The following is a 21,159-nucleotide window of genomic DNA, read 5'->3' on the forward strand; positions in this document are numbered from 1 at the left end:
ACTCCTTACTCATCTACGCCGAATTCACGGTCAATTTGGCGCATTTTCCACGCGTAGTAGAAAATAATACCTAGGAAGGTATAGATGGAACCTTGCTGTGCGAACCAGAAGCCCAGTTTGTAACCACCTAGTTGAAATTGATTGAGTACATCGACAAATAAGATGCCGCAGCCAAAAGAAACGACAAACCAAATCACCATTAGGCTGATCATCAGTTTTACGTTCTTATCCCAATAGGCTTTGGCTTTATCTTGACTTTCAAACGCCATTGCCGCCTCCTTACGATTGGTTTTGTTGTTAAGAAAATGTTTCAATGTCTACATTAGCAAGGGTTGGACAAGATCTCTTTTCAACTTTAGTCGTGGCATGAAAAACAAAAAGCACCTAAAAATTAGGCGCTTAAGATAAGTGGTGGTTGTTTTTGTGATGTTAATGTTGTGTTAAATTAGCCTAAAGTCTAACGTTTCCCGCTCAAACTCAGAAATTATTTTACTAAAGGTAGAAATCTTTGATCCCCACCAGTAGGTTATTGACTGCAACGGCAGCCAAAATTAACCCCATAACACGGCTAATAATGGCGGCACCGACATTGCCAATCCATTTTTGGATATGAGTCGCTCCTAGCAGCAGTAGCAGTCCTACTGCAGCTTGGAAGGCGGGCAGAGGAATCTGCATTGCTTCTAGTAACAATTGACTAGCGGCGAGGAAAAACAGCAAAACCCCAGTAGCAATAGCGACCGCTTTTAGTGCAACCAGACGGCGCTGTTTGGCGGTGAGGTGTTGTGTTTGGGATAGGTAAACTGGCACTGAACCAATAGGGTCAATCACCGCCCATAAGACGACGAATTGGGTAATTAACATGCTTAGCAAGAGAAGTACTCCCAGAGTTAGTGAACTGAGGAGTAAATCAGATTGATGCTTGATACAAGCATTTTAGAAAAAAAACAGCGATGTCAGTGTTAATTTCTCGTGAATTAAGTTTCAGATTCAAGCTGTTGAAGTAAAATTACTGCTTGAGTTCGGTTTTTTACACCTAACTTTCTGAAAATCGCCGTCATATGAGCCTTTATGGTGGCTTCTGATACATTTAACTCATAAGCAATCTGCTTATTTAGTAGACCATCAGATAGCATTCCTAAGACTTTGTACTGTTGTGGCGTTAAAGTGGCAATTTTTTCTGCTAAATCGTTACAGGCCGCATTGTTGGTAATGGAACCTTCTGGGAAGAAGGGGTCACCGTTTAGCACTTGGTTTAATGCGCTAACCAACTCTCTCATATCACTCGATTTAGGAATAAAACCAAATGCACCATGGCTTTTAACTTGAGTGACTACGGCAGGCTCTTCACTTGCAGAGACAACAACAATCGGTAGGTCAGGGTATTCGGCACGAAGTTGCATCAGGCCGGACATCCCGTTGGCGCCAGGCATCTTCAGATCGAGGAGTAGCAAGTCTGGCTCATCCTCTTTCGCGAGTAACGAAAGAAGAGCATCTAAAGAATCTGCTTCCAGCAGATTCGCACCACTGACCGCCATATGCACTGATTGAAACAGGGCATTGCGAAACAGCGGGTGATCATCAGCGATGATTATGGTGTATGTCGAATCCATGACGTTAACTACTTATGAATGTTTGGTTAATAGAATTATTAACATCTTTGCATGTGTGGACAATATTTATGCGCTAAAAGTCTGAAGTGTATCGGGTTTTATTAGTGATATTGCATATAGATGCGCGAGGGTGATGGAAAAGAGCAGATTAATCAGCGTCCTCCGATGACTGAAGGACGCCGAGAGATGGCTTAAAGCTGGTGATTATTCAGATGATTAAGGAAGGTTTTTGCGTCCATAAATCCAGTGATACGAGCGTTGGAAATTGACTCTCCGTTGGCACCCCAAAATTCAATAGTAGGTAAGCCAAGCACGTTCATTTTTTTCAGCAACTCGATATCCTGAGGTTGGTTGCGAGTAACATCCGCTTGCAGCAAAACAAAATCCTTTAGTCGCAACTCAACATCTTGCTGGTGGAAGGTGTATTTCTCAAATTCTTTACATGCAACACACCAGTCGGCATAAAAGTCTAGCATCACTGGTTTTCCGAGCTTTTTCGCTGAGTCGAGTTGCTGTTCGAGCTGGGCAACATTTTCAATCCGAATGAACTCGATTTGACCCTGTTTCTCAACACTTGCTGTATTGCCAAAGTAGTAGTTCAATGCTGGCTGTGCTGAAGCGAATAAACCGAGCACCGCAACTATCCCAACGACACTTTGCTTCCACCCTCCAAATGAGAGTAAGTTTTTAACGTGATACAGCCAACCGAATGCCACTAGACCAAGGGCGGACCATAAACCCGTCGCCCAAGCTTCAGGCAAAATACGTTCAAGTAGGAAGATAGGAGCGGCGAGTAACACGAAACCAAACAGTGTTTTCACTCGATCCATCCAATTGCCTGCTTTAGGCAGAAGTTTATTGCCAAATACCGCGACGAGCATCAATGGAATACCCATCCCAAGCGCTAAGGCGTAGAGTGCGACACCACCGGTGACTAAATCACCACTTTGAGCAACGTACAGAAGCGCTCCTGACAATGGAGCGGTCGTGCAGGGTGAACAGACTAGGCCAGAAATTGCTCCCATAGCAAACACGCCTAATGAGCTGCCACCTTTCTGTTTATTGCTGAGGTTGTTGAGCCAAGTCTGAACCGAACTAGGAAGCTGCAAACTGTAGAGGCCAAACATCGATAGTGCTAGGGCAACGAATAGTGCGCTGAGCCCGATCAGTACATAAGGATGTTGCATTGCCGCTTGGAACTGCATACCCGCAGAAGCGACGACTAGGCCAAGTAGGGTGTAAGTCACCGCCATCCCTTGAACATAGATAAAGGCCAGTCCAAGAGCTCGACTATGGCTGAGCTTACCGCTGCCTAACACGATACTGGTTAAAATCGGGTACATAGGCAACACGCAAGGTGTGAAAGCCAAACCTACACCAAGGGCTAAAAATAGGAGGGGGGTCCACCAGTTATCGCTTAGCTTTGAGGCTAATTTAGACTCGCTAGACACCGGAGGATTGTTAGATTCTGTTGCTGGTGATGCGTCATTAATAGCGTTGGCTGCTTTGTTTTGGATGACCGCGCGACTTTCTTGAAAGTCAAAACTGGTCAGATCGAGAACTCGAGTTTCTGGCGGGTAGCAGAAACCTGCTTTGGCACAGCCTTGGTATTGAACAATTAAACGGGCGCCGTCTTGAAAGTTTGCTAACGGAACTTCGACAAATAGTGGCGAAGTGTAAATATTCACCTCACCAAAGAACTCATCTTTATAAGGTTCGCCATCACGTATTTCAACATCACCAAGGGTGATGTTTTCTCCGCTAACTGAAATTCTATGTTGGTAGAGGTAGTAGCCCTCTTTAACTTGCCAATCTAAAAATACCCGATTCCCTTGCTGATATGAGTTGAATGGGAAGGCTTGATCGACTGGCACGAAGGAATTGCTGTTCTGACCGAAAGTTGGCGCAGAGTTTGAGCTACCAAAAAGCGCCATAGCAGGCATTGAAATTACGGATAACAGCAAGACGAAAAAGGAGAATACGACGCGCATAGAAGAGCCACAGAGTTAAATTTGATTCATTTTAACTCAATCAGACAGGAGAAAGCGCGAATAAGTTCCAACTTGATGGAATTATTACAGATATTCGTCAAGTGCTAGCCACACCCCTCGCCGTTCTAGAGGGGTGTGAAACAGATAGAGTGCTAAGAAACACCTAGGCGAGCGCGAACGACTCTTTCACAGGCTTCGATATTATTGGTATCTTTTGGAATCACCAGCACCGTATCGTTACCGCCAACAGTACCAAGAATTTCAGTATGTGGGTCGATATCGACAAGGCGGGCGACCAATTGCGCACTGCCTGGGTGCGTCTTAACGACAACCATTGATTGGTTGTGAGTAATGAATTCAATTTGCGATGAGATAGAGGACCCTACACGAACGGGTGCAGTTTCTACTGTTATGCAGTAAACCTTTTTACCGCAAGCATTCTGTACTTTAACTACCCCTAATTGTGAAAGTAGTCGAGATACGGTTGACTGGCTTATGCCTTCGAAACCAATAAGAACTAATGCTTCGCGCAGCTCGTTTTGCGTGCTAAAGCTCTGCTGCTGAAGAAGACGCTTACAAGCCGCAGTAAGAGTTTTATCTTCGCTGTAATCAACGGTGACCGAGGTTAGAGTTTCGCTCATGGGAACTCCTCAAAAAAACATGGCGTAGGAATACGATCATCCATGCTGGTATCAGCACATAACTCCATATAAGTGCTGTTTAATTGTGAGCAATCACTTCTGTGGTGATTTGATTTGTCGTTTGATAAATAGATTAACACCAAATTTTGTGTGGCATTGTGAAAGAGATCGCCAAACAAACAACTGGTCATTGCGGTTTTTTGTGAGCTGAAATTCTGTTGAGTGTGGATATTTATTCGCTGCTGCGAATAAATATCCAGTGCGGTAAAGGGCGTTGCGTTGCAGGATTAGATACCTGTTGAATTAACGCGCTTCAGTCATGATTTCACGAGAGAATACTTTTTCACAGTAGTGGCATTTTAACTGCACATTCTCATGTTTCTGTTGCACTTTAAATCGACTTTCAACGGGCTCTCCGTGTGAAATACAGTTGCTGTTAGGACATTCGAAAACACTTTCAATGCTTTCTGGCAAGGTCAAATTCAGCTTACTTATCACCTTGTACTCTTCAATCTGATTGACGGTAGCTTTTGGAGCATACAGAGCTAACTGGCTCGCTTGCTCTTTCGTCAGGTAGATGTTTTCGATCTTGATCAGGTCTTTTGAACCAAGTGCCGATGAAGGTAGGTTAAGGCCAATCGTGATGCGTTGGTTTGCTTTGTGCATCTTAAATAGCTTAAGAATTTTGATACCGATATGCGCAGGGATATGGTCAATCACAGAGCCGTTACGAATCGCTTCTACCTGAAGTTGAGTTTCTTTCACCATGATGTCTCTCCTGCTTATTAAATGTTTTCGTTAAGTACTAGTGCCAATAAAGCTTCGCGGGCGTATACGCCGTTTTCTGCTTGCTCGAAGTAGTAAGCGTGCTTGGTTTTATCTACATCAATGGTGATTTCATCAACACGCGGCAGTGGGTGTAGAACTTTAAGATTGTCGCGAGCCTCTTTAAGCGTGTCTGCTGTGAGGATAAATGCGGACTTGATGTGCGCGTATTCTGACTCGTCAAAGCGCTCTTTTTGAACACGGGTCATGTACAGCACATCTAATTCAGATACGACATCTTCGATATTGGTGTGGTTGCTAAATTGAATTCCTGCTTCCTCAAGTTCTTCACAAATGTAATCAGGCATCGCTAATGCCTCTGGCGCGATAAAGAAAAATCGTACGTTATCGAATTTTGCTAGTGCTTGAGTTAGAGAGTGGACAGTACGGCCATATTTTAGGTCACCGACGAAAGCCACATTTAGGTTATCTAAAGTGCCTTGAGTTTCGTAGATAGAGAAAAGATCCAGTAGAGTCTGAGTTGGATGTTGATTCGCTCCGTCACCGCCATTGATGACAGGTACACCGTTAGAAAATTCAGCAGCTAGACGTGCAGCGCCTTCTTGTGGGTGACGCATCACAAAGGCATCAACATACGATGAAATTACCTGCACGGAATCTGCCAGCGTTTCGCCTTTTTTGGCCAGTGAAGTGTTACCACCGTTATCAAAGCCAATCACTGTACCACCTAAACGCTGTACCGCAGTTTCGAAAGAAAGACGTGTGCGCGTTGAAGGCTCGAAGAAGCAGCTTGCAACCACTTTGTTCTTAAGCAACTCAGGATTCGGTTCAGCTTTTAGCCTTGCCGCTGTGTCGACAACCAGCTCTAACTCTTTACGGCTGAGCTCTGGGATGGAGATAATGTGCTTGTTAAATAACGAATGCGCCATAGCAGTTTTCCTCGTCTCGAATCAGGATGACAGACAAAAAAAAGCCCCCTAAAAATAGGAGGCTTCAAAATAGAATAAATGGAGAAAATGAAACAGATAACACCCCCGACTCTGGGCGTGTTTTGCAACAGCGTTCGATGGTGGATATGTGTGTCATTGTTTTCTCCTTAGACAAATTGCGGAGGATTATACGTACAAAAAAACGCCTTGCAAGCGTTTGCGAAAACTATCCAAAAAATGGATTTTTATGCGAATTTCGCATATTTTCGCTCTATTTTCCCAGCCGTTGTGAGAACTTGCTTTAAGGCGTTTTGTTGACGAATTTGTTTCAAACTGTGTGAAAAAAAATGCGGGTTTTATTCAGGGGGATTTTACTCTCCTTGCCAAATGCCACCCGCATTCCCCTGCAGTTCGATTAGTCGCCTAGAGTTGCCACCATTACCGCTTTGATAGTGTGCATGCGGTTTTCTGCTTCATCGAACACGATAGAGTGTTTAGATTCAACAACTTCATCCGTTACTTCAACACCGTCTTTTAGTTGTGGGTAATCCGCAGCTAGTTGTTTACCAACAGTTGTATCTTCACCATGGAACGCTGGTAGACAGTGCATGAATTTCACATCTGGGTTACCCGTCGCTTTGATCATGTCCATATTGACTTGGTAAGGCATCATTAGGTTGATACGCTCAGCCCAAGCTTCTTTCGCTTCACCCATAGATACCCAAACGTCAGTGTATAGGTAATCACAGCCTTGAACGCCTTCTTGAACGTCTTCTGTCATGGTGATCTTCGCACCAGTTTCTTCAGCGATTGCACGACATTGAGCAACAAGCTGCTCTTCTGGCCAGAATGCTTTTGGCGCTACAAGGCGAATATCCATACCCATCTTAGCCGCACCAACCATGAGTGAGTTACCCATGTTGTTACGTGCATCACCTAGGTAAGCAAACTTGATTTCATGCAGTTGTTTACCACGGCCGTGTTCCATCATAGTTAGGAAGTCAGCTAGGATTTGAGTTGGGTGGAATTCATCTGTTAGACCATTCCATACTGGTACACCAGCGTAAGCGCCTAGCTCTTCAACGATCTCTTGACCAAAGCCACGGTATTCGATGCCGTCATACATGCGACCAAGAACACGCGCAGTATCTTTCATTGATTCTTTGTGACCGATTTGAGAGCCAGATGGGCCTAAGTAAGAAACTTGAGCGCCTTGGTCAAATGCCGCAACTTCAAAGGCACAGCGAGTACGAGTTGACGTTTTCTCGAAGATTAGCGCAATGTTTTTGCCTTTTAGACGAGGTTGCTCATAGCCGTTGTATTTTGCTTTTTTAAGTTCCGCAGAAAGATCCAATAGGTGCTGGATTTCACGTGGAGTAAAGTCTAGTAGCTTTAGGAAGTTACGGTTGCGTAGGTTGAAAGCCATGATGTTTTCCTTCTTATCGTTTAACGCTTTCTGGTTGCAGGGAAAGAGGTAGAAAGCGCAGTAATAAATTGAGTATTTTTGCCTTTGATGACAGTTGGGGTTCAGAAGCCTCGCTAATTCAACGAGACACAAGGCTTCTGACCCGATTCAAACTGTCAGCAGTGTTAACCTTTAGTGATATTGGTGCCCGCAGTGCCTTGTAGGATGCGAAGACCATCTTCTAGTGAGCCGATACCGACCACTTTGCCGCCTTGTTTAACGAACTCACATGACGCTTCGATTTTTGGTCCCATTGAGCCAGCATCAAATTGGTATTTGGCCAGTTCACTAGGAGTGGTGCTGCGCAGTGCATGTTGAGTTGGTTTGCCCCAGTCTAGGTAAACCGCGTCGGCGTCAGTCAGGATAAGTAGCGCATCCGCATCCAGCTGTTTTGCTAGGAATGCTGCTGACATGTCTTTGTCGATAACGGCTTCGACGCCAACCAGTTTGCCGTTTTCACGTTTAACTGGAATACCACCGCCGCCAGTACAGATAACTAGGTGACCTTCATCGATGAGCTTAGTAATCGCTTCGTGCTCGATGATGCCAGTTGGTTGTGGGCTTGGTACGACACGGCGGAAGTGTTTGCCATCTGGTTTGATAGTCCACTGGTACTTCTCAGCCATTTCACGCGCTTCAGCTTCTTCGTAGATTGGACCGATAGGCTTAGTTGGGTCAGCAAACGCAGGATCGTTTGGATCAACCGTCATTTGAGTCAACATGCAAGTCGCGTTGATGTCAGGCATTTGGTTCTTGAACTCTTGCATTAGCATGTAGCCGATCATGCCTTGTGTTTCGCTACCCAGTACGTCAAGTGGGTATGGAGATACTTTCTTGTATTCCAATCCTTGAAGAGCGAGTAGACCTACTTGTGGACCATTACCGTGTACCAGTACCACGTTGTACTCTTTGGCAATTTCAGAAATCGTTTTTACCGCGATTTCAATGTTATGGCGTTGAACTTCTGCTTCTAGTGGCTCACCGCGACGAAGTAGGGCGTTACCGCCAAGTGCTACTACTACTGTTTGTTTAGTCATTGCTTTAATCTCTCTGCAGGGGCAGGAGCAATAGGGCTCCTGCCACAAATCACTTAGTTAGATACCATCACGCTCGATTGGGCAGCTCATGCAGCGCGCACCGCCACGACCACGACCTAGCTCGTCACCTGGGATAGGTAGAACCGTGATACCTGCTTTGTCGTATTTCTCGTTGGTGTAAGTGTTGCCTTCGTAGCCAATGACCACGCCTGGTTTCACCGTAAGAACGTTGTTAGCGTCGTTCCATTGCTCGCGTTCTGCGTGGAAGTTGTCACCACCAGTGGTGATTAGATTTAGCTTGTCTACGCCTAGTGCTTTCTCGATAGCAGTAACGAAGTAGCCTTCTTCTTTCACATTTACTTTGCCTGATTCATCGCCAGTTAGGCTCCAGCACTTAACGTCTTTACGAATAACTTCTGGGTAGACAGAGAAGGTATCTTCATTCATGTGCGTCATTACAGTATCTAGGTGCATGCAAGAGCGGTGTTTAGGTAACTCCATTGCAATGATCTGTTTCGCTTGACCGTTTTTGAACAGGCCTGACGCTAGATGTTCAACACCTTGAGCGGTTGTACGTTCAGACATACCGATAAGCACTGAACCGCGGCCGATAACGAGTACATCACCGCCTTCAATCGTAGAGTTGTCGTAGTTGATGTTTTCATCGTCGCCGAAGTACTTAATGAAGTCTTGGCCAGCGAAGGTTGGGTGCCAGCGGTAGATAGCACGTACGTGGTTTGTTTCACGTTGACGAGCCGGTTTCGCCATTGGGTTGATAGATACACCACCGTAAACCCAGCAAGACGTGTCGCGAGTGAATAGATGGTTTGGAAGTGGTTCGATGATGAAGTCAGTTGGAGCATGCAGACCTTGCATCATTGAAGATGACTTCATTGGCATTTCTGCGTATGAAAGACCACCAGTAAGGATCTTAGCAAGCTCAAGGTTTGGCAAATCACCTAGGTAGCAGCGAACGTCGTTAGCGAATGTTTTGCCCAAACGGTAATCAGATACCTGACGGCTTAGAAGCCAATCTTTTGCTTCAGCTACTGCTAGCGTATCAGCAAGCAAATCAGTAAGAAGAAGAACTTCAACACCTTGATCGCGCAAAGTTTGAGTGAATACGTCGTGCTCTTTACCTGCACGCTCTACCGCTAATACGTCATCAAATAGCAGGTCGTGACAGTTAGAAGGCGTCAGGTGAGTTAGAGCTCGTCTTGGACGATGAACAAGAACGCGACGTAATTGACCGATTTCAGAACCTACGTAAAACTTACTCATGATCGTATCTCTCTTATTTTATAATTAGTCTTTATTTAAAAACTAATAATTAATTTGTAGGGAATTGAGGTGTGAATTTATTTATTCACTTATTTTGTTTCTGGAATTCATATTACGCCTGTTGGTGTAGGTTTCTTAGAGATCAATCACAGAACGTTTTTTATGCTCCAGCCCTTGTTTTATAAGGCTTTTAACAATATCTATGCAGTTGTTATTGAGCTGTAACACCCCTAAAAAGCCGCTTGTCGTGGAATTTTATGCATTCAGTTATTCAACAGGCTAAGTAAATATTTGATATGAGGAAGAATATGCATTGTGATTATATTGATTAATGTCTGAATAAGATTGAAATATGCAGTAAATCTCCCTAGTTAAGTGTTTTTGTAAGTGTATTTAATCGTTTTATAACAAAATATTTGGTGGTAAATGTAATCTCGATCACATTAAGGATTTTGAATTCAATTATTCGATATTGGTGAGTGGATTAATTTAATTAATTATATTTGATACTTTTTCTAATTAACGGAAAAGCATCGGCATACTGATGAACGCTTGGTACGGATAATAGGCACGCCATAGAGGGAATTTGGACCTGACTTATGGGCAAAAGAGGCCACAGCGGTTTGCAAGGGCGTGAGAAGGTAGGAGGTAAAGGTATTGAGCGAGCCTGTTTTTGAACAGAGCAAATCCTTTATTCGCTACAAAACAAAAAAAACCGCCCGAAGGCGGTTTTGAGTGGGCTCACTACCTTGTGAGCCAGGGTTAGGAAAAGAAACCTAGATTAGAGCGCCAATACTTAGCACTGCAATACAGAATAGAGTCAGGATGGCAAGTAGTGGTGCGACCCATTTAACCCAGCGCACGTAGGGTACGCGAGCAATAGCAAGACCACCCATAACCACTGCTGATGTTGGTGTAATCAAGTTAACTAAGCCAGATGCAGATTGGTATGCAGTGATAACCAGATCTCGACCTACGCCTGCGAAGTCTGCTAGCGGTGCCATGATTGGCATTGTTAGGACCGCTAGACCAGAGGTAGAAGGCACTAGGAATGACAGTAAGATCTCAAGGAAGAACATCACGTTAATGAACACAACAGATGAAAGACCTGTAACCATTTGTTCAGCAGAGAACAGAATCGTGTCGGTAATCATACCTCGGTCCATGACCACAACAATACCGCGCGCGATACCGATGATCAGTGCGACACCTAGTAGGTCACGTGCACCATCAATAAAGCTATTAGTGAACTCTTCTTCGCTCATGCGAGCAACTAAGCCGACAAGAATTGTTGCTGCTAGGAACATCGCAGAGATTTCTGCCATCCACCATCCAGCAACTGATACGCCGTAGATCATCACACCAAATGAGCCGCCAAAGATAGTCAGGATAACTTTGCGAGTGGTAGTGAACTCAAGACCTTCGTCAGATTGGTTGCCTAAGAAGTGAGCCTTATTCTCTTCGTATTTGTCGTAAACGATTGATTTAGATTGGTCTTCACGCACCATACGAGCGTAGCGCATAACGTATGCTACACAGATGCCGTAGCCGACAACCAACATAATCGCACGTAACATGATGCCATCGGTAAATGGAATACCAGATGCATTCGCTGCGATAACAGTAGCAAATGGGTTGATGGTTGAACCTAGTACACCGATACCTGCGCCGAGTAGTACCGTTGCCGCTGCAACAAGTGGGTCGAAGCGTGCAGCCATCATGACAGGGACAAGAAGGGTGTAGAATGGTAATGACTCTTCAGCCATACCGTAGACAGTACCACCTGCAGCGAATAGCGCCATCAGGATCGGTATCATCATCTCCTCACGGCCTTGCAAACGATGGGTAACGCGTTCGATACCCGCATCAATGGCACCTGTTTTGGTCACAAGACCAAGGAAACCACCGATAACAAGGATAAATAAAGAAACGTCGATAGCCGCTGCTTCATAGCTATTGTGGTCATAGAAACCATCAATAGGCGCTAGAAGTACATCGATAACACCTTGCGGGTTTCCTTCAACCGCTTTATAGGTTCCGGTGACTGGGACTTCACGGCCCAGATCTTCGTTCATTGCACGGTCGTATTGGCCTGCTGGAACAATCCAGGTCAGCATTGCAACCAGAGCGATTAAGACAAAAAGAATGGTGTATGCAGAAGGGAATTTAAAGTTGGCAAAGAAGCCGCCTTTTTTTGCTTCAGTCGGTACAGTTTGGGTTGTCATGGCTATCTCCTTACTTTTATTTATATACCAATAAATAAAAGTGAATCAGCGACTCATTGTTATTAATAATTAAATAACTTATTGGTAGGGTAAGTTATTGGTATTCGTTTAAATATTTAGAACGTTATATTTCCGTTCTTTGTTGTCATTTTATAAGTATTAAGATGAGATTAACCTTGGTGATCTTCACAAAAACATACAGATGAAAATCGCTTGAGTCAGGATGTGTTTTTTTCTTGGGTTATTTGTTTGAAATAGGCGGATTAATATTCTTTATCGATATGGAGAAACTAGTGTTGAGCAAGCGCTGATGGGGTAGATTAGAATTGACGGGAATTTTATTCAAACAGCGGGATTAAAATGCATAAAAGGTTTTTGAACACTTTATTGATTAAAGTCAAAAATAAAATGTGATCTTAATTTTTTACGAGAAACAAAATAAAAAAGGGAGCCGAAGCTCCCTTTTTAATCGTCGTGTTTATTAAATGAATAAACCACCGAATGTAAAGCCAAGAGCAACCGCTGATGCAATAGTCACCACACCAGGGATAAAGAATGGGTGGTTAAATACGTATTTGCCAATGCGTGTTGAACCTGTATCGTCCATCTCTACCGCTGCAAGCAGAGTAGGGTAGGTAGGCAGAACGAACAGTGCACTCACTGCAGCGAACGAAGCCACTGCCGTTAGCGGAGCAACACCAATAGCAAGTGCCGCAGGCATTAGAGCTACGGTAGTTGCACCTTGTGAGTACAGCAGCATTGAAGCAAAGAACAGTACCATTGCTAGCATCCATGGGTAATCAGCAAGCAATTCACCGGCCACCTCTTTAATGCCTGCAACGTGCGCGTTGACAAACGTTGAACCAAGCCATGCGACACCTAGAACACAGACACATGCTGTCATACCTGAACGGAATGTTGCAGCAGATGGGATTTTAGATGCATCAATTTTGGTAATAAGCACGATTGCCGCCGCCGCTGCCAACATCACTGTCATGATCGCCTCGTTACGACCCAGAGCAGGGTCTTTGATCAGACCAATAGAGCCAGAGATTGCAGCGGCATAACAAACCACAAAGCCAATTGCAGCAAGGAAGATGTAAGTGGCTGTTTTTGCAGTTGGTAAGATTTCACGTTGGGTTTCAGTTGATAGCTTGATCAGACCTTTTTCAAGACGTTCTTGATAAATAGGGTCATCTTTAAGGTCACTACCCATGAAGTTCGCGACGAATGCACCAATCATACAAGCAAGGAATGTTGTTGGAATACATACAGCCAGTAGCGTCAGGTAATCAACACCCATAGGCGCTAGCATAGCCGCGAATGCCACAACAGCTGCAGAGATTGGCGAAGCAGTGATAGCAATCTGAGAAGCAACAACCGCGATAGATAGAGGACGAGAAGGACGTACACCTTGACCTTTAGCAACTTCAGCAATAACAGGCAGTGTTGAGAACGCAGTATGTCCCGTACCTGCCATTAGCGTCATGACGAAAGTTACAATTGGCGCATAAAAGGTGATGCGCTCAGGGTGTTTACGCAAAAAGTTTTCTGCCACTTGCACTAGCCAGTCCATACCACCGGCAACTTGCATTGCGGCAATTGCTGTGATTACAGACATGATGATAAGAATAACATCGACCGGAATAAACGCTTGGCTGGTTGGTACGCCAAGCACTAGAGAGAGTGCAATAACACCTGCACCACCCGCTAAACCAATTCCGATACCGCCAATTCTTGCTCCTAAATAGATAAAGAGCAGAACGACAAACAGTTCGACTGCCACCATATTGATACCTCTCAAATGTAAATGATAATTCGAATTACCTAACGACTCAGTGTCTAAGTGGTTAGATAATAGGAATAGAAAACCTTGTTCGTTGTGTGGTTAACGTGTAAGCGTCCAAAAAAGGGCTCCTTGGGAGCCCTTTCTTGCGGTGATTATTCGTAGCGTTTGGCTTTATACGTTGGGTGCATAAAGTTTTCAACAGAAAGAATATCGTCCAGTTCTTCCGCAGTGAGTAGGCCTCGTTCAAGGACAACTTCACGAACACTCTTACCTGTTTCTGCACAGATCTTACCGACGATATCGCCTTCATGGTGGCCAATGTATGGGTTTAGGTAAGTCACGATGCCAATTGAGTTGTAAACGTAGTTTTCGCAAACTTCTTTGTTCACAGTAATGCCATCGATACACTTATCACGTAGGTTGACACAGGCATTGTGTAGTAGAGAGATAGACTCAAATACACTTTGTGCAATCACTGGTTCCATAACGTTTAGCTGTAGCTGACCACCTTCTGCTGCAAAAGAAACCGTGTTGTCGTTACCTAGAACTTTAAAGCAAACTTGGTTTACTACTTCTGGGATAACTGGGTTTACTTTAGCTGGCATGATTGAAGAACCAGCTTGCATTTCAGGAAGGTTCAGTTCGTTTAGACCTGCACGTGGACCAGAAGAAAGCAGACGAAGGTCGTTACAGATCTTCGATAGTTTCACCGCTAGACGTTTAAGTGCACCGTGTGTCATTACGTAGGCACCACAGTCAGAAGTCGCTTCAATTAAGTCTTCAGCAGGAACGACTTCAAGACCAGTTACTTCGGCTAGGTGTTTTACCGCTAGAGCTTGGTAACCTGTTGGAGCATTCAGACCAGTACCGATCGCTGTCGCACCAAGGTTAATTTCTAGCAGCAGCTTAGATGTGTAATCTAGGGCACGAATTTCTTCGTTTAGCGTTACTGCCCACGCATGGAATTCTTGGCCTACTGTCATAGGAACCGCATCTTGAAGCTGAGTACGACCCATCTTCAGTATGTTTTTGAATTCTTGTGCTTTAAGTTCGAATGCACCTTTTAGGTACTCAATCGCTTCCATCAACTGGTGTACACTGTTGTAAACCGCAATGCGGAAACCAGTAGGGTAGGCACAGTTCGTTGATTGGCTCTTGTTTACGTGATCATTCGGGTTGATGAACTCATATTGGCCTTTTTCCTTGCCCATAAGTTCTAGTGCAACGTTCGCGATGACTTCGTTGGTGTTCATGTTCACTGAAGTACCAGCGCCACCCTGGAATACGTCTGATGGGAACTGATCCATGCACTTACCTGTTTCAAGGATCAAATCACACGCTTCAAGAATGTAGTTTGCAACGTCTTTAGGAATAGCACCCAACTCTTTGTTCGCAAGTGCAGCCGCTTTTTTCGTCATTACCATACCGCGAACAAACTCAGGTACATCTGAGATGGTGGTACTTGAAATGTTGAAGTTTTCGATAGCGCGAAGAGTGTGGATACCGTAGTAAGCGTCAGCAGGAACGTGACGTTCACCTAGTAGGTCTTCTTCAATACGAGTTGCTTGATTCGCCTTTTGTGGGGCATCAGTTAGGGTAGCCATACAGGATCCTTAGAGATTTATTCTGATAATTAAGTTCAATTCTAGCCATTCTGTAGTTAAGGAATCCGTTCGGCAGAGTTTTTGGCTGTATAATCCGTCCTGACTTATGTGGCACATAATACTGTACCTAGCATTTAAAAATAGTAACTTGATCACCTTTTTTGCTTTTGTTTAGTTAAAGTTTTGCAAGATATGAACAGGGTATTAATAGCCCTTTAGTGGTAGTGGCTTATTGAGTGTTTTATCACATGCTTGTCACGTTTTTTTACTGCTTTAATTTGAGCTCACCCTGTTGAACACGTACACTGAAGCGAACAAAGGAGGGCGTGTGTTTCCTATCTTATTATTGCTGTTTATCTTCGTACCTATTATTGAAATAGGCCTATTTATTCAAGTGGGTGGCTACCTAGGTTTGTGGCCAACCATTGCCTTGGTGCTGATCACTGCATTTGTCGGTGCATCTTTGGTTCGCAGTCAGGGTATTCAGACTTTAATGTCGGTACAACATCGCCTTCAGCAGGGCGAACTCCCTGCACAGCAGATCTTTGAAGGTGTGATGTTAGCGGTTGCGGGTGTGTTGCTGTTAACACCTGGCTTTATGACTGATGCATTGGGGATGCTTGTTCTATTACCAGCGCCTAGGTCTGCAATCGCTAAATATCTGATGAGTAAAATGGTGGTTAAATCTGTAGGCGGTGGATTCCATGGCAGTTTTCACGGCGATCAGTTTGGACAGAACCCTTTCAATCACGATACCTCCTATCGACATGATCAAAGCCAAGGTTCGACATTTGAGGGCGAGTATGAACGTAAGGATGATGACGAACATAACAGGCTGAAATAGCTTTAATACCTTCTCCAAAAGGCGCTGTATAGCGCCTTTTTAATACACATAAAAGGACACTGCTGACTAGAGCTTTTATTCTATTAATTAGCGAAAGCTTAATTAATTCAGTGCTCTAATCTCAAAAATGAAACTTCTGTTATCCCGTTTTGTTGAAAATTTGACTGTGCTTCAATTATTCATCACATCTATGAGATCGGCATCTCACTGTCATTGAATGTGATTTTTTGTTTCATAAAAAAGGTCAACACTGGACATGGTTTTTTAATAGGTAGTTACACAAATAGTGATTTGGAACACGCTTTCTCGTTGTTGTTCGACATTGGAAGCGATGCATGGTGGATAACATGAAACAAAAATTTACTCCAACGCTACTTGCAGCAGTGGTAGCAGGTGCTCTCTCGTCTCCAGCAATGGCTGACGTAATTATTTCTCAGTATGTCGAAGGTGGCAGCAACAACAAAGCGATCGAAATTGCCAATACGGGTGATAGTTCGGTTTCTCTGGATGGCTATGAACTGGCGAAAATCAATAATGGTGTCGGTGATTGGGGCAGTAAGTTGTCATTAAGTGGTCGTGTATTAGAGGCGCAAAGTGTTTTGGTTGTCGCGAATACCAGCGCGAGTAATGAGATCAAAGCCGTTGCCGATATCCTAAATGGCTCAGTTATGAGCTTTAATGGTAACGATCCTGTTGCGCTACTCAAAGATGGTGTGGCACATGATGTACTTGGAGTAATGGGTGGCAGTTCTTTCGCTACAGACATCACCTTAGTACGTAATTCGGATGCGATGACGCCATCTTCTAGTTATGACGCTTCTCAATGGTCATCACTACCGAAAGACAGTATTCAAGGTTTAGGTGTTCTTGATGGCGGTACGGCTCCACAGCCGTTTGCTTGTACTCAAGACGGTGCTGAGCCAATCTTTACTTCTATCCAAGAGATACAAGGCGAAGGTGATACCTCTCCATTCATTAGTGGCTATCCATACATCACGGACCAAGAGTTCTTTGTTAAAGGTGTTGTGAGTGCTGTGACGACTGGGCTAACTAAAGGTTTCTACCTTCAAGCTCTGACCGATGACTACAACCCTGAAACGTCAGAAGGCCTATTTGTGCATACTAACCAGTCAAGCTCGGAACTTCAGGCTGGCGATATCGTGTGTGTAAAAGGCAAAGTACAAGAGTACTACAACCATACGCAGCTAAAAGTGGAAAACAACAACTGGGTTAAGCAGGGTGAGCAAGCAGCTCCGAGTGCAACGGATATCGAAATCCTTGCAACTGACGCTAACTTTGATCGCACTCTTGAGCGCTACGAGGGCATGCTAGTTAGAACAACGGAAGCGTTGGATATGCGAGTCACTCGTACTTTCGGTTATGACTATGCAGCGCGCCGCAACAACATGGTTCTCGCTCAAGGCCGCATTAGCATGCAGCCAAACCAGAATTTTGCCGCGGGTTCAGAAGAAGCGAAACAGCAAAGTATCGAGAACGCAGAGCGTCGTCTATTTGTTGAGTCTGACGCTAAAGCGCCAAATGGCTCAATCCCATATTACCCAGACTTTGGTCGTACAGATGTAGATCAAGATGGTTCAACGGAAGATTACATCCGTATCGATGATACGATTGTTGGTCTAGAAGGTGTGATTACCTACAGTTACGGCGATTACCGTCTGATTCCAACCAATACTCTAACAAGTGAAAGCTTTGTACGTAATGACCCGCGAACTCAAGACATTGAGATGAAAGAGGGCGACCTACGCATCGCGACTTTCAACGTATTGAACTACTTCAACTCACCATTCGGTGGTAATACCAACCCGCATGGCGATAGCCGTGGTGCGAACAATTACGAAGAATTTGAAGTTCAACAAGCGAAAATTGTGAATGCTATCTTGCGTCTTGATGCTGATATCGTTGGCTTAATGGAAATTGAGAATAACGGTTTTGGTGACAGCGGTGCGATCCGTCAGTTGGTTGATCAATTGAATGCTCGTATCGAGAAGAAGAAAGATCGTTACGCTATTGTTGCTATCGATTCAAATGGCGACAAGGTGACGGATGAAAATGATTACATCGGTACAGATGTCATTACCACAGGGGTTATTTACCGTCCAAAAGTGGTTAAGCTGCAAGAATCTCGAGTTATTGCCATGCCAAGCCAACAAGCTCCAGAAGTCGTGGATGATAAAGGTAAAGTGATTGAAGATGGTAAGAACTACCAGCGTGATTCATTGGCACCTACCTTTAAAGTCAAAGGTACCAAAGAGCAGATCACTGTTGCTATTAACCACCTTAAGTCAAAAGGTTCTAAGTGCTGGGAAGATGCAGCGCCAGTAGAACAAGGTGGTCAGGGCGGTCAAGATCTAGATAAGCAAGGCTCATGTGAGAACTTCCGTGTTGCTGCGGCTGTTGCTCTTGGCGATGCACTGAGCAAAATTGATGGTCACAAAGTTATTCTTGGCGATATGAACTCTTACGGTATGGAAGATCCAATGTTGGTTCTGACTGACTACAGTGAAGAGAAATACGCTAAGACAATCAAAGCAGCACGTAACACTTACATTAATGGTGAAGTGCAATACGGCGATGAAGGTGCGTTGATTTCACACAACTACGGTTACATTAATGCGGTAGCAAAAGCACATCCAAACAGCTGGAGTTACTCGTTCAATGATGAGGTTGGTGCACTGGATCACCTATTAATCAGTTCAAGTCTAGAGAAGCATTTTGTCGATGCCACTGATTGGCACATCAATGGTGGTGAGTCGACATTGTTTGACTACAACGATGAATTCAAAGGTGATCTACCTAAGTACAAAGACCACTTCCGTTCTTCTGACCACGATCCTGCGGTCCTGGAACTTAACATGGCAGGTTCATTTGGCTTTGGCGCCATGATGTCACTGTTTGGTCTAGCTCTATGGCGTCGTCGTAAGTAATAGGCCTTAGCTTTAGTCAAAAAGAACACCGCCACACTATGAATGATGTGGCGGTGTTCTATTTTCTGAATCAATTTCATTCTATTAGCTTTATTCTGCACTTATGATTTCCTGAATGACGGTTTTTACTCGCGTTTTGTTGCGATTATATTGTCAATCACCCTAATACCTTCCTCATCGCAACTTGAATCAATCATTACAGGTATTTCAGCGATAAATGCACTAAGAATTAGTGACTTAGCCATATCATAGACTTCACTGTTACTTTTTAATATCCACGCGCCAACACCATTTTCTCCTTCACAGTTTATGCTTCCCCCAAGTTCAGACGAGACCTTTATAGTGTCCCCTGATAGCTCGACCTCAACATCTCTAATTAGATAAAAATCATCTATTGCATATGAAAACGTCGAATTTAACATTACAAGTAATAGAAGTGTTATGTATTTCATTGTGACCTCTCTGTAATATGTGAAAATCTTAATCACTTTTTATTATCAAATTAATAGCTTAGATCTTAAAATGATACCTCCAATACATTGAAAACCATTGATAATAATTTATCACTTATTTTTCTTTTAATTTGTAGGTATTTTCTTTTTAAGAGGGAGGTAATTTCTCACATCAAATCTGAACGCAATTATCGAAATACTCAGGCGTTTGTTTTTTAAAGGTGGATTTTAAAATGCTCATTTACTTTTTGATGAATATGTTTTGGATTCTTTTTTTGTAAGAAAATTACTATTTTTTTAAAGTTTGAATTAGCTTTGTCTTTTTGTTGTTATCATTGTTATCTTTGTTTTTTTTAAAGTAAGTTGTTTTTATTGAGTTGATGTTTTACATATTTAAAGCACTTTCTTTTAGGTTTAAGAGGTGGTTCCATGAAGAATAATCTAATGAAGTTATTACTACTACCTTTATTTGCTTCCTTTGCTTCCGTTATTTTTAATGAAAATAATAAGGATGCCGAAGATTTATCTACAGTTAACATAATTAATCCAGAGAAGCATGTTTTGAGCCCGAATGCTAGTTTTCCCTCGCCTATAATTCAATTGCAACAGACATTGGCGCACGGTTTGATTGAAGTTGAACCGGATGATTTTCCTATGTTAAGTAAAGATATTGTGGATTTATATCAGAAAAATATAGAACACAGTACCTTACCTCCAGCACCAGAGCTTGAGGAACTGAAAAAAAAGTTGAAGAGTCTTAAAACTTACATCCAAAAGAGTAATTAGGAGATGGCTTTCCGAATAACTTGCTTCGTCATTGGTATTTTAAATAGTGGTGGTCAGTATGAAACTAGCTCGTATATCTGAATACTTTACAGTGCTATCGTTTTTATTACTTTCGTCGTTTTACTCCAATTCAGTATTTTCACTGACTGCTGATGGAGGTAAAAGCATCGAGCTATCGGGGAGTTTTTCGGTCTCTGGTGGTCAGGCGAGTTACTCGTTACCTATATCTGTTCCACCTGGGCGCGCAGGGCATCAGCCTTCATTGAGTATAGAGTATCGAAGTGACTCACCTAATGGCATATTGGGAGTAGGTTGGAGTCTAGGTGGATTGTCGTCAATAGCACGCTGTGGAAAAAACATTTATAAAGATGGTGCTTGGGGTGGGATTAACTTTGATAACAATGACCGATATTGTCTAGATGGACAGAGATTAGTCGCTATTTCCGGACGTGATGGAGGTAACTTAACTGAGTATCGAGTTGAAAATAATGGCTATGCAAAGGTTGTTTCCTTTGGGCAAGCAGGCAGTGGTCCTGAGAGTTTTAAGGTTTGGTATAAAAATGGTTCAGTTTATGAGTACGGTGTTACTCAAGATTCACGTGTAGAGTTACCTCTACGAGCGGATATCGGCGTTGTTGCCTAAATCAGTTGAACCTTTTTCGAGTCTTGCGATCTGACCCTTTATGATGGTTAGAGCGGTGGTGGCATGGGTAAGGCAAAAAAGAAGATAACTAACTGGGCGGAGTACAATAAGGCTCTGTGTAAACGGGGCTC

Annotated in this window: 18 protein-coding genes; 4 read left to right on the top strand and 14 right to left on the bottom strand. The window is 43.6% G+C overall.

All coding sequences use genetic code 11. From position 1 onward, the window contains the following. Positions 1 to 5: 5 nt before the first annotated feature. The 13 genes from QTN95_RS11835 to aspA all read right to left on the bottom strand — a co-directional run bounded on the left by QTN95_RS11835 (position 6) and on the right by aspA (position 15,358). The gene (locus QTN95_RS11835; RefSeq protein ID WP_331417611.1) at positions 6 to 269 is read right to left on the bottom strand and encodes a DUF4212 domain-containing protein; all 264 of its coding nucleotides are present in this window, start codon (positions 267 to 269) and stop codon (positions 6 to 8) included. 223 nt (positions 270 to 492) lie between these two features. After that, positions 493 to 870 carry a MarC family protein gene (locus QTN95_RS11840; protein WP_331417612.1) on the bottom strand — a complete coding sequence of 126 codons (378 nt, stop codon included), beginning with the start codon at positions 868 to 870 and terminating at the stop codon, positions 493 to 495. A gap of 104 nt (positions 871 to 974) precedes the next feature. Further along, positions 975 to 1,610, bottom strand: coding sequence for a response regulator transcription factor (locus tag QTN95_RS11845; RefSeq protein ID WP_269377077.1), 636 nt, complete (start codon positions 1,608 to 1,610; stop codon positions 975 to 977). Positions 1,611 to 1,801: 191 nt separating this feature from the next. Beyond that, positions 1,802 to 3,601 carry a protein-disulfide reductase DsbD gene (locus QTN95_RS11850; RefSeq protein WP_331417613.1) on the bottom strand — a complete coding sequence of 600 codons (1,800 nt, stop codon included), beginning with the start codon at positions 3,599 to 3,601 and terminating at the stop codon, positions 1,802 to 1,804. 152 nt (positions 3,602 to 3,753) lie between these two features. Beyond that, on the bottom strand, positions 3,754 to 4,242 hold the full coding sequence (locus QTN95_RS11855) for an arginine repressor (protein WP_331417614.1): 489 nt from the start codon (positions 4,240 to 4,242) through the stop codon (positions 3,754 to 3,756). A 303-nt stretch (positions 4,243 to 4,545) separates the two neighbouring features. Then, positions 4,546 to 5,010: an aspartate carbamoyltransferase regulatory subunit gene (gene pyrI / locus QTN95_RS11860; RefSeq protein ID WP_331417615.1), complete on the bottom strand. Its 465-nt coding sequence runs from the start codon at positions 5,008 to 5,010 to the stop codon at positions 4,546 to 4,548. A gap of 17 nt (positions 5,011 to 5,027) precedes the next feature. Then, the gene (pyrB, locus tag QTN95_RS11865) at positions 5,028 to 5,957 is read right to left on the bottom strand and encodes an aspartate carbamoyltransferase (RefSeq protein ID WP_331417616.1); all 930 of its coding nucleotides are present in this window, start codon (positions 5,955 to 5,957) and stop codon (positions 5,028 to 5,030) included. Between the two features lie 415 nt (positions 5,958 to 6,372). Further along, positions 6,373 to 7,383 carry an ornithine carbamoyltransferase gene (locus QTN95_RS11870; RefSeq protein WP_269377083.1) on the bottom strand — a complete coding sequence of 337 codons (1,011 nt, stop codon included), beginning with the start codon at positions 7,381 to 7,383 and terminating at the stop codon, positions 6,373 to 6,375. A 164-nt stretch (positions 7,384 to 7,547) separates the two neighbouring features. Beyond that, positions 7,548 to 8,459, bottom strand: coding sequence for a carbamate kinase (gene arcC, locus QTN95_RS11875; RefSeq protein WP_138972744.1), 912 nt, complete (start codon positions 8,457 to 8,459; stop codon positions 7,548 to 7,550). Positions 8,460 to 8,516: 57 nt separating this feature from the next. Next, the gene (arcA, locus tag QTN95_RS11880) at positions 8,517 to 9,740 is read right to left on the bottom strand and encodes an arginine deiminase (RefSeq protein WP_269377084.1); all 1,224 of its coding nucleotides are present in this window, start codon (positions 9,738 to 9,740) and stop codon (positions 8,517 to 8,519) included. 776 nt (positions 9,741 to 10,516) lie between these two features. Further along, entirely contained in the window at positions 10,517 to 11,965 is a 1,449-nt protein-coding gene (locus tag QTN95_RS11885; RefSeq protein ID WP_331417617.1) for a YfcC family protein, read from the bottom strand. A 481-nt stretch (positions 11,966 to 12,446) separates the two neighbouring features. Further along, complete coding sequence (locus QTN95_RS11890; protein WP_331417618.1) at positions 12,447 to 13,754, bottom strand: anaerobic C4-dicarboxylate transporter; 1,308 nt, start codon at positions 13,752 to 13,754, stop codon at positions 12,447 to 12,449. 152 nt (positions 13,755 to 13,906) lie between these two features. Beyond that, a complete protein-coding gene (aspA, locus tag QTN95_RS11895; protein WP_331417619.1) occupies positions 13,907 to 15,358 on the bottom strand; it encodes an aspartate ammonia-lyase in 1,452 nt (483 codons plus the stop codon). Positions 15,359 to 15,686: 328 nt separating this feature from the next. On the opposite strand from aspA, the gene QTN95_RS11900 reads away from it, so the two are divergent. Both QTN95_RS11900 and QTN95_RS11905 read left to right on the top strand, forming a co-directional pair. Then, positions 15,687 to 16,202 carry an FxsA family protein gene (locus QTN95_RS11900; RefSeq protein ID WP_138972749.1) on the top strand — a complete coding sequence of 172 codons (516 nt, stop codon included), beginning with the start codon at positions 15,687 to 15,689 and terminating at the stop codon, positions 16,200 to 16,202. Between the two features lie 347 nt (positions 16,203 to 16,549). Beyond that, on the top strand, positions 16,550 to 19,147 hold the full coding sequence (locus tag QTN95_RS11905) for an ExeM/NucH family extracellular endonuclease (RefSeq protein ID WP_331417620.1): 2,598 nt from the start codon (positions 16,550 to 16,552) through the stop codon (positions 19,145 to 19,147). 125 nt (positions 19,148 to 19,272) lie between these two features. On the opposite strand, the gene QTN95_RS11910 is transcribed toward QTN95_RS11905, so the two are convergent. Beyond that, on the bottom strand, positions 19,273 to 19,599 hold the full coding sequence (locus tag QTN95_RS11910) for a hypothetical protein (protein ID WP_138972751.1): 327 nt from the start codon (positions 19,597 to 19,599) through the stop codon (positions 19,273 to 19,275). A 429-nt stretch (positions 19,600 to 20,028) separates the two neighbouring features. Here QTN95_RS11910 and QTN95_RS11915 point away from each other — a divergent pair, with 429 nt between their 5' ends. Both QTN95_RS11915 and QTN95_RS11920 read left to right on the top strand, forming a co-directional pair. Continuing rightward, complete coding sequence (locus QTN95_RS11915; protein ID WP_138972752.1) at positions 20,029 to 20,385, top strand: hypothetical protein; 357 nt, start codon at positions 20,029 to 20,031, stop codon at positions 20,383 to 20,385. A 58-nt stretch (positions 20,386 to 20,443) separates the two neighbouring features. After that, on the top strand, positions 20,444 to 21,028 hold the full coding sequence (locus tag QTN95_RS11920; RefSeq protein WP_331417621.1) for a SpvB/TcaC N-terminal domain-containing protein: 585 nt from the start codon (positions 20,444 to 20,446) through the stop codon (positions 21,026 to 21,028). The last annotated feature ends 131 nt before the right edge of the window (positions 21,029 to 21,159 follow it).

The sequence above is a fragment of the Vibrio sp. M260112 genome (assembly GCF_036533775.1).
Classification (GTDB): domain Bacteria; phylum Pseudomonadota; class Gammaproteobacteria; order Enterobacterales; family Vibrionaceae; genus Vibrio.

Excerpts from the sequence above, each read along its gene's own strand:
- QTN95_RS11910 (WP_138972751.1), bottom strand. The coding sequence starts at position 19,599 with ATGAAATACATAACACTTCTATTACTTGTAATGTTAAATTCGACGTTT.
- QTN95_RS11855 (WP_331417614.1), bottom strand. The coding sequence starts at position 4,242 with ATGAGCGAAACTCTAACCTCGGTCACCGTTGATTACAGCGAAGATAAA.
- QTN95_RS11870 (WP_269377083.1), bottom strand. The coding sequence starts at position 7,383 with ATGGCTTTCAACCTACGCAACCGTAACTTCCTAAAGCTACTAGACTTT.
- QTN95_RS11850 (WP_331417613.1), bottom strand. The coding sequence starts at position 3,601 with ATGCGCGTCGTATTCTCCTTTTTCGTCTTGCTGTTATCCGTAATTTCA.
- aspA (WP_331417619.1), bottom strand. The coding sequence starts at position 15,358 with ATGGCTACCCTAACTGATGCCCCACAAAAGGCGAATCAAGCAACTCGT.
- arcA (WP_269377084.1), bottom strand. The coding sequence starts at position 9,740 with ATGAGTAAGTTTTACGTAGGTTCTGAAATCGGTCAATTACGTCGCGTT.
- QTN95_RS11835 (WP_331417611.1), bottom strand. The coding sequence starts at position 269 with ATGGCGTTTGAAAGTCAAGATAAAGCCAAAGCCTATTGGGATAAGAAC.
- QTN95_RS11885 (WP_331417617.1), bottom strand. The coding sequence starts at position 11,965 with ATGACAACCCAAACTGTACCGACTGAAGCAAAAAAAGGCGGCTTCTTT.
- QTN95_RS11915 (WP_138972752.1), top strand. The coding sequence starts at position 20,029 with ATGAAGAATAATCTAATGAAGTTATTACTACTACCTTTATTTGCTTCC.
- QTN95_RS11905 (WP_331417620.1), top strand. The coding sequence starts at position 16,550 with ATGAAACAAAAATTTACTCCAACGCTACTTGCAGCAGTGGTAGCAGGT.
- QTN95_RS11890 (WP_331417618.1), bottom strand. The coding sequence starts at position 13,754 with ATGGTGGCAGTCGAACTGTTTGTCGTTCTGCTCTTTATCTATTTAGGA.
- pyrB (WP_331417616.1), bottom strand. The coding sequence starts at position 5,957 with ATGGCGCATTCGTTATTTAACAAGCACATTATCTCCATCCCAGAGCTC.
- pyrI (WP_331417615.1), bottom strand. The coding sequence starts at position 5,010 with ATGGTGAAAGAAACTCAACTTCAGGTAGAAGCGATTCGTAACGGCTCT.
- arcC (WP_138972744.1), bottom strand. The coding sequence starts at position 8,459 with ATGACTAAACAAACAGTAGTAGTAGCACTTGGCGGTAACGCCCTACTT.
- QTN95_RS11920 (WP_331417621.1), top strand. The coding sequence starts at position 20,444 with ATGAAACTAGCTCGTATATCTGAATACTTTACAGTGCTATCGTTTTTA.
- QTN95_RS11845 (WP_269377077.1), bottom strand. The coding sequence starts at position 1,610 with ATGGATTCGACATACACCATAATCATCGCTGATGATCACCCGCTGTTT.